We start from the raw sequence: 7,634 nt of genomic DNA, 5'->3' as shown, positions 1-7,634 counted from the left end.
AGCCCCGCCAACTCCCAGTAGGCACGGGCCGAGCGGTGCTCGGGCCCGGCGGCGGGCTCGCCCGGGGTCCGTCGAGCCCCCGGCCCGTGACCGGCAGCAGCGAGAGACCGGGCCGGGCGGTCGCCGAACAGCGCGAGGCGGGCGGAATCACGTAGGGACTCGAACCGGAACGGCTGATCGTCCCGGCACATCAACTTCCGTTTGGCAGCTGCCTCCTGAGGAGCGCCTGGAAGCTGCGCGGGGGCCGACCGGTGAGGCGCTGGACGGTGTCGGTGATGCGGTCCTCCGCCCCTCCGGCGATGGCGCGGTCCATGCCGGCCAGCATGGCCGCGAACTCCATCGGCAGCTGCGTCGTGAGGCGATCGCGCAGCTGCTCGTAGGACAGACGGTGGTGGACCACGGCCCGCCCGGTGACCTCGGTGATGATCGCGGCGATGTCGTCGTAGCCGAGCGCCTCGGGTCCGGTGAGGACGAGATCGGTGTTGGGGGCTTGCTCGTCGGTCAGAGCGCGGACGGCCACGGCCGCGATGTCGTCGGCGTCGACGAAGCCGACCCGGCCGGTTCCGGTGGCGGTCCGGATGACGCCCTCGTCGCGGATGCTACGGGCGTGCAGGTGCGTGCCGATGAAGTTCTGCATGAACCACGAGGGCCGCAGTACGGCCCACTGGTCGAACAGGTCGGGCAGTGCCCGGTGCACCGTTCCCACCGCCGGGCCGCCCTCGGGGATGGCGGAGGAGCTCAACAGCACCGCGCGGTGCACACCGGCGGTGCGGGCCTGACCCAGGAACGCCAGCATGGTTGCCGCAGGGTCGGGGTCGCCCACGGGCGGTACGAGGTAGACGCGGTCGACGCCGTCGAGGGCGGCCGCGTGGGTGGCGGAGTCGTACCAGTCGAAGAGGACCGGCTCGGCGCCGGCGACCGGTGCGGCCCGGCGGCCGGCGGCTCTGACGCGGTGGCCGGCGGCTGTCAGCTGTGCGGCGGTGCGGCTGCCGGTGGTGCCGGTGGCGCCGATGACCAGAGTGGTGCCGGTGGTGGTCATCGGCTGCTCCCGGTGAAGTCGGCGCCGGGCTCCTGGAGGGCGAGGGGGTTCCAGTAGTCGCGGTAGGAGGTGATCCGCCCGTCTCGAACGGTCACGACGGCGATGTAGGTCATGTCGAAGGGGGCGTCGCTCTGCACCAGGCGGCCGACGCCGCGCATCTCGACCACGATGGTCTCCGGCTCGGTGGTCTGGTGGATCCGCAGGTCGGGGAAGTCGTGCAGGTCGATGTGGTCGGGGTAGTGGCACATGTAGGCGGCGATGGCCTCCCGGCCCTCCAGGCGCCCGGGCCGGCCGGCGGGGGCGAAGGGGAACTCCATCAGGCCGTCCTCGGCCCACAGGGCGACCCAGGCGGCGATGTCCTTGTCGAGCAGCAGTTGCAGGCTGTGGCGGTACAGATCAGCTGGGGAAGTCGGTGCGGACATGGGTATCCTCCAGTTCACAGAAATCCGGACCTCGGGTCCGCTTCGACGATACGGACCGCTGGTCCGCTTTGCAAACGGAGGAACAGCATGCCGGAGCCCAGGTCCCGCAAGGACGCCGCCCGCAACCGGGAGGCCGTGCTCGAGGCCGCCGACACCCTCTTCGCCCGCTGCGAGAGCCCCGAGGACGTCACCATGGCCGACGTCGCCGCAGCGGCCGGCGTCGGCAAGGGCACACTCTTCCGGGCCTTCGGCGATCGCGCCGGACTGCTCCGCGCGCTGTACGAGGCGCGGCTCGAACCGATCAGGGAGGCCATCGAAGCCGGCCCGCCGCCGCTGGGGCCCGCGACCCCGCCGCGGGATCGCGTGCCCGCCCTGCTCGACGCCGTCCTGTGCTTCAAACTCGACAACCGGCGCCTCGCGCTGGCTCTGGAGGAGGACGGGACCAGCAGTCCGTACCGGGCGGAACACTACGAGCGGTGGCACAGCGTGCTCCGAGCCGTACTGGAGCAGATCCTCGGCCCCGCGGACAGCGACTTCACCGCCCACGCCCTGCTCGCCGCCACGCGGGCCGACCTCGTCGAGCACCTGGCCGGAGGAGGAGAGCACGTGGCGCGGGAAGGAATGCGGGCACAGTTGGCGAACTTCGTCGGCAGAGTACTGGCCTCCGGTGCACCGCAAGGATCCAGCGTCGAGGGGTGATCGGGAAGCGGGCGGGGCCGGCCCGGTCGGCGCTCCGGTCCTGGCCCTGCGCGGCGGATCCGGCCCCGCCGGCACCACGGCGGGGACCGTCCGGTCGCCCCGGCGGCAGACCCGCCGCAGCGGGCGTTCGACAGACCGTCACCGGGGTGGCGGTCCGGTGTCGGCAGGTGTTCGGTCGGGCCCGGCAGAGTGCGCGGGCCGCGGCTACCAGCCGGTAGTCCGATCCGACCTGATTCCGAAGGGGCCGCTGTGAAGCGCACCGCCTCGCTGTCCGCCGTCCTGGCCGTCTCCCTCGCCGTGGGCGTGCTGTCCACCACGGGCACCGCCTCCGCACGGGACCGTCCCACCGACTCCCGCCCTGGGCGCGATCTCTACGGGACGAAAGCACCGTACGCCCCGCAGGGCGGGCCGGGCCGTTACCAGGAGGCACCGAAGGGCTTCGTACCGGTCTTCACCGAGAACGTCGCCCGCCACGGCTCCCGCGCCATGACGGACAGCGGTGACGGCGACGCCGTGCTCGCCGCCCTGCACAAGGCCCAGGGCCAGGACGCGCTCACCGACCTGGGTGCCCGGTTGGGCCCGCAGGTCGAGGCCCTGCTGGCCGCGGCCTCCGGGATCGGCTACGGCAACCTGTCGGCCCGCGGCGCGGAGGAGCACCGGCAGACCGCGCTGAGGATGGAGCAGCGGCTGCCGGACCTGTTCGCGGACATCGCCGCCCGGCACGAGCCGATCGTGGTGGAGACGTCGGGCGTTCCGCGTACGGTGGCGAGCGCCGGTGCGTTCACGGGCGGTCTGGTCTCCGGGGACCCGGCGCTGGCGGGCCTGATCAAGGCGCCGGTCACCGACCGGGACCGGCTGTACTTCCACAAGCAGCCCCAGAACGCCGACTACCAGGCGTATCTGAAGGGTGATCCGGACCTGGCCGCGGTCCTCGCGGACATCGGCGCCGACCCCCGCACCACCGAAGCGGCACACCGCGTCGTCGGGCGCCTGTTCCAGGACGACTACGCCGCGACGCTGCCCGACGAGGACCAGGTCTCCTTCGCCCGCTCGCTCCACCAGCTCTACAGCGCGGCGCCCGACCTGGCAGTGGAGGCGCCGGACGTCGACCTCACCCCGTTCCTGGCCCGCCGCGACGCCCAGTGGTTCGCGTACCTGGACGACGCCGAGGAGTTTTACCAGAAGGGCCCGGCGTTCGACGGACGCACGATCACCTACAGGATGGCCGGCGTCCTCCTCGACGACCTCCTCGCCCAGGCCCGGGCCAAGGCCGACGGCACCAGCGACAACGGCGCGGTGCTGCGCTTCACCCACGCCGAGGAGATCGAGCCGCTGGCCGCCCTGATGGGACTGCCCGGAAGCACCGAGCCCGCCGACCCTGACGAGCCCTACACCTACGCGAACAACCCGTGGCGCGGCGCCGAGGTCTCACCGATGGGCGCGAACATCCAGTGGGACCTGTTCGCGAAGCCCTCCTCCGCGGGACGGCCGGCGAAGTACCTGGTGCGCATGCTCTACAACGAGAAGGAGACGGCCTTCAAACCGTCCTGCAAGCCCGTCACCAAGGGCAGTTACTTCTACGAGCTCGACGAGCTCAAGCACTGCCTGGTCCACGGCTGACCGGTACGCGCCCCGGGCGCGCCCGCTGGGGTGCGAAGCGGCCCGGCCCGCCGGGGGTCGGTGCCGAGTTCTGCGCGCTCGGCGTCGACGAGGGTCCTGGCGGGCGGGGCGGCAGCGCCGGTGACCCGGGCGGACGGGTTACCGGCTTTCGGCTTCGCGCTTGAGGTTGGTGAGCCAGTTGTGCAGGGAGTCGTCAAGGGCGCTCTGCAGCGCGGCCCGGTTGGCGGTGACGGGTGCACCGTTCCAGGATTCCTCGGTGTGGACGAGGACGCCGTTGCGGGTGGGCGTGAAGGTCCAGACGTGGACGGCGGTGATGCCCTGGGCGGGGCCGCCCCATGCGAGGCGCCTGCCGTGGTCGACCTGCCGGACGGTGGAGGTGATGTCGAGGCCGTCGGTGCTCCAGCGGAACACCGAACCGGGGCGCAACCGGCCGGGGGTGTCCTTGGTGACGGTCTCGACGCCGGGCTGCCAGGTGGGCCAGTTCTCGACGTCGGTCTGGATGTTCCAGACGGTGTGCAGCGGAGCGTGGACCAGGATGTCGGCGCGGGTGATGACCGGAGCGTGTTCGTCGATCTGCACGTCGGTGCGGTGGGTGGCCGCCACGGCGGGCACCGGGTCGGCGGGGAGGGCCGACGCGGCGGTCGAGGCGGTGAGCAGCAGGGTGAGGGTGAGGGCGGTGGTGGTGGCCGCAGCGGGAACGCGCATGGCAGGGCTCTTTCCGTGAAGGCTTCGAAGACCCCGGGGGCGGGGCGCCCCCGGGGCCGGGTGGGGCAGGGTCAGGAGGTCGTGTCGGGGATCCAGGAGCCGTGGATGCCGGCGGTGACGCGCCGGGGGAGATGGACGGTGGCGATCCGCTCGAGGCCGGCGGCGTCCAGGACGAGCAGCTGGGAGGCGTCCTGCTTGAGGTCGGAGACGACGGTGAGCAGGTAGCCGTCGTCCTCGCGGGTGGCGCCGGCCGCCGGGACGAAGACCGCCTCGCTGGGCAGCCGGGCGTCGCCGGCCTCGTGGATGCGGCGCTCGCCGGTGGCGCGGTCGTACTTGACCACGCCGTAGCCGCCGAAGCCGTGCTGGTCGGGGAAGGACACGGCGTACTGGTAGCGGTTCTCCACACCGAGGAACTCCTCGTTGAGGGTGGGGAACTCGATGGCGAGATCGTCGACCACCCGCTCGTCGACCCGTCCCGTGGTCAGGTCGACGGTCCAGCGGCGGTTGTAGGAGCGGGTGTTGGGCTCGCTGCCGCGGCCGGGCGCGCCGACCCACCAGTTCCAGGAGAGCTCGAAGCCCTCGCGGTCGACGGTGGGGCCCTCCAGCACGATGCGCCCCTGGGCGTCCTCGTAGGCGTTGGCGACGTGCAGCATGTTGCCCGGCTCGATCGGGAACCAGCGGATCGCTTCGGCGCCCCCTGCTCCGCGCGGCATGACGCCGATCCGGGCGGGCTGCTCGTCCTGCCACGAGTAGGGGATGCCGGAGTGTTCGGCGGGGTCGAAGGTGACGGTGCCTTCCACGAAGACCACATGGCGACGGGTGAGGGCGAAGTCGTGCTTGAGCGCGGCGCTGGCGCCGGGGATCTCGGCACTGTGGACGATGTGCCCGTCCGCGTCGGCGACGTAGTACACCAGGTAGGGCGGGAAGGGCGAGGACCCGAAGAAGTGCAGTTCGCCGGTGACGGCGTCGCTCTTGGGGTGGGCGGTCATCGCGCTGCGCAGCTTGCCGTCGAAGTCGTACGGGCCGACGGTGTCGAGGTCGGGGGTGAGTTCGAACGGGAGGTTGGCCTCGCACAGGGCCAGCAGCCGGCCGGCGTGTTCGATGACGTGGGTGCCGGCGGTGGAGGCGGTCAGGTCCGGGCCGTGTTCGGTCAGGTAGGGGGCGCCGTCCAGGGCGGGGGTACGCACCCAGCGGTTGCGGTACCACTCGGCGCGGCCCTCGCGCAGTCGGATGCCGTGCACCATGCCGCTGCCCTTGAACCAGTGGGTCGGGGTGACGCCGGGCTTGGGGTTGTGGCTGTTGCGGACCAGGCGCCCGGTCAGCTCCGGGGGAAGGGTGCCCTCGACCGTCAGGTCGGTGGCGGTGAGTTCGTCGGCGACGGGCTCGTAGTGGCCGGTCAGGTAGGGCTTGGCGGACATGTTCGCGGTCCTCGTGTCGTGTCTTCGGATCGGTGCGGTGCGGTGCGGTTCGGTGCGGTTCGGTGAGGGGCAGGCGGGGCGGGGAAGGTCAGGACAGCCTCTCGGCACGGTTCTTGAGGCAGGTGAGCCAGTCCTCCAGCGAGGTGCGCAGGGCGGCGGCGAGCTCCTCGGTGGCGGCGTCGACCGGCGCGCCGCTCCAGGACTCCTCGGTGCGGACGACGACGCGGTCACCGGCGTGCTCGAAGGCCCACACGTGGACGCCCTCGATGCCGCCGGCGGGGCCGCCCCAGACGATCCGGGCGCGGGGCACCACCTCGCGGATGGTGGAGGTGATCTCCAGCCCGTGGGTGCGCCAGGTGAACGAGCTGCCTTCGGCCAGCGGTCCGTCGAGGCGTGCCTGGTCGATGCCGGGGTTCCACACCGGCCAGTCGTCGATGCCGGTGTGCAGGGCCCAGACGCGTTCCAGCGGGGCGTCGATCTCGGTGGACAGGCGGACGATGACGGGAGCGGTCTCGTCGACGGTGAGCACGGTGGTTCCTTTCGAAGGGTTGTGCGGAGGGAGGGACAGGAGGTCGGGCAATCAGGGACGCCCTGGAGCGGCGGGCTCCGGGGGAGGTGTGCGGTGCGGCAGGTCGCCGGCGGGGGCGCGGCGCACCAGCAGGGCGGCGAGCAGCGCGGTGCAAGCCAGGACGGCTGCGCCCAGGGCGAAGGCGGCGCGGTAGCCGTCGGTCAGCGCCTGGAGGGGCGGCTGGTTTCCGGTAGCACGGGAGGTGACGGATCCGGCGACGGTCGCCAGGGCGGCGAGACCGACGGCGCCGCCGACCTGACGGGTGGTGTTGGCCAGGCCGCCCGCCAGGCCCGCGTCCGCTCCGGAGACGCCGGCCACGGACAGGCCGGTGAGCTGGACGAAGGCGACGCTCAGGCCGAGTCCGACCAGGATGCTGGGGCCGAGCACGTCGGTGAGGAAGGTCCCGTCCGCGCTGATGCGGGACAGCCACAGCATCCCGGCCGTCTCGGTCAGCAGCGCCGCGACGAGCGTGGCCCGGCCGCCGATCCGGCCCGCGACGGCGGGGGCGAGCGTCGCGCCGAGCATGTTCGCCAGGGCGAGGGGGAGTTGGCCCAGCCCGGTGGTCAGCGGGTCCTCGCCGAGGACCTGCTGCTGGTAGAGCGGCAGGAAGAAGAACAACGCGATCCAGACGGTGCCGAACAGACCGGTCAGCAGGTTCCCGGCCGTCACGTCGCGGGAGGCGAACAGCCGCGGCGGCACCAGGGGGGATGCGCTGGTGCGCTCGATCCGCCAGAACGCCGCGGCGAGCACGGTGGCGGCAGCGAACGCGGCCAGCACCCCGATGTCCGTCCAACCGGAGCGGCGGGCCGTGGTCAGGCCCCACACCAGGGCGGTCAGGGCGAGAGCACTGGTGGCGGTCCCGGCCCAGTCGAACCGGGCGCGGTCCGCCGGCCGTGCGGCGGGGACGCACACGGCCGTGGCCGCCAGCACCGCGAAGCTCCCGATCGCCACCGCGTGAAAGATCCACGGCCAGCCCCACGCCCGGGTCAGCAGGCCGCCGAGCACCACCCCCGCGGCCCCGCCCGCGCCGGACACCGCGCCCCAGACCGCCAGGGCCCGGCCGCGGGCCGCTCCTGGCCACAGGTCCGGATCCCGGGTGAGCGTGCCCTCCGGGTAGAACTGCACGCACTGGCCGCTGTTCACGGCGTCGATCGCGGCCCGGA

Annotated in this window: 8 protein-coding genes; 2 read left to right on the top strand and 6 right to left on the bottom strand. The window is 72.8% G+C overall.

Annotated features, from left to right (window positions below; genetic code table 11):
* Nucleotides 1-190: 190 nt before the first annotated feature.
* Together ABT247_RS29745 and ABT247_RS29740 are read right to left on the bottom strand one after the other, a co-directional pair.
* Complete coding sequence (locus ABT247_RS29745) at nt 191-1,039, bottom strand: NAD(P)H-binding protein (RefSeq protein ID WP_350748586.1); 849 nt, start codon at nt 1,037-1,039, stop codon at nt 191-193.
* Entirely contained in the window at nt 1,036-1,461 is a 426-nt protein-coding gene (locus ABT247_RS29740; RefSeq protein ID WP_350748583.1) for a nuclear transport factor 2 family protein, read from the bottom strand. The genes ABT247_RS29745 and ABT247_RS29740 overlap by 4 nt, the downstream gene beginning before the upstream one ends.
* A gap of 87 nt (nt 1,462-1,548) precedes the next feature.
* On the opposite strand from ABT247_RS29740, the gene ABT247_RS29735 reads away from it, so the two are divergent.
* Nucleotides 1,549-2,160, top strand: coding sequence for a TetR/AcrR family transcriptional regulator (locus ABT247_RS29735; protein WP_350748581.1), 612 nt, complete (start codon nt 1,549-1,551; stop codon nt 2,158-2,160).
* 249 nt (nt 2,161-2,409) lie between these two features.
* The gene (locus ABT247_RS29730; RefSeq protein ID WP_350748578.1) at nt 2,410-3,780 is read left to right on the top strand and encodes a histidine-type phosphatase; all 1,371 of its coding nucleotides are present in this window, start codon (nt 2,410-2,412) and stop codon (nt 3,778-3,780) included.
* A gap of 138 nt (nt 3,781-3,918) precedes the next feature.
* On the opposite strand, the gene ABT247_RS29725 is transcribed toward ABT247_RS29730, so the two are convergent.
* From ABT247_RS29725 to ABT247_RS29710, 4 genes are all read right to left on the bottom strand, one after another.
* Complete coding sequence (locus ABT247_RS29725) at nt 3,919-4,485, bottom strand: SRPBCC family protein (protein ID WP_350748575.1); 567 nt, start codon at nt 4,483-4,485, stop codon at nt 3,919-3,921.
* 71 nt (nt 4,486-4,556) lie between these two features.
* Nucleotides 4,557-5,903 carry a carotenoid oxygenase family protein gene (locus tag ABT247_RS29720; RefSeq protein WP_350748572.1) on the bottom strand — a complete coding sequence of 449 codons (1,347 nt, stop codon included), beginning with the start codon at nt 5,901-5,903 and terminating at the stop codon, nt 4,557-4,559.
* 88 nt (nt 5,904-5,991) lie between these two features.
* Entirely contained in the window at nt 5,992-6,432 is a 441-nt protein-coding gene (locus ABT247_RS29715; protein ID WP_350748569.1) for an SRPBCC family protein, read from the bottom strand.
* 51 nt (nt 6,433-6,483) lie between these two features.
* A partial coding sequence (locus ABT247_RS29710; RefSeq protein WP_350748567.1) for an MFS transporter occupies nt 6,484-7,634 on the bottom strand: 1,151 nt, incomplete at its 5' end.

The sequence above is a fragment of the Kitasatospora sp. NPDC001539 genome, from assembly GCF_040298565.1.
Classification (GTDB): Bacteria; Actinomycetota; Actinomycetes; order Streptomycetales; family Streptomycetaceae; genus Kitasatospora.
The sequence above is the reverse complement of the archived record's forward strand: the minus strand, read 5'-3'. Positions and strand labels throughout refer to the sequence as shown.

What these genes read in the sequence shown, in the direction of transcription:
- ABT247_RS29745 (WP_350748586.1), bottom strand. Translation starts at nt 1,039, where the DNA reads ATGACCACCACCGGCACCACTCTGGTCATCGGCGCCACCGGCACCACC.
- ABT247_RS29725 (WP_350748575.1), bottom strand. Translation starts at nt 4,485, where the DNA reads ATGCGCGTTCCCGCTGCGGCCACCACCACCGCCCTCACCCTCACCCTG.
- ABT247_RS29735 (WP_350748581.1), top strand. Translation starts at nt 1,549, where the DNA reads ATGCCGGAGCCCAGGTCCCGCAAGGACGCCGCCCGCAACCGGGAGGCC.
- ABT247_RS29720 (WP_350748572.1), bottom strand. Translation starts at nt 5,903, where the DNA reads ATGTCCGCCAAGCCCTACCTGACCGGCCACTACGAGCCCGTCGCCGAC.
- ABT247_RS29740 (WP_350748583.1), bottom strand. Translation starts at nt 1,461, where the DNA reads ATGTCCGCACCGACTTCCCCAGCTGATCTGTACCGCCACAGCCTGCAA.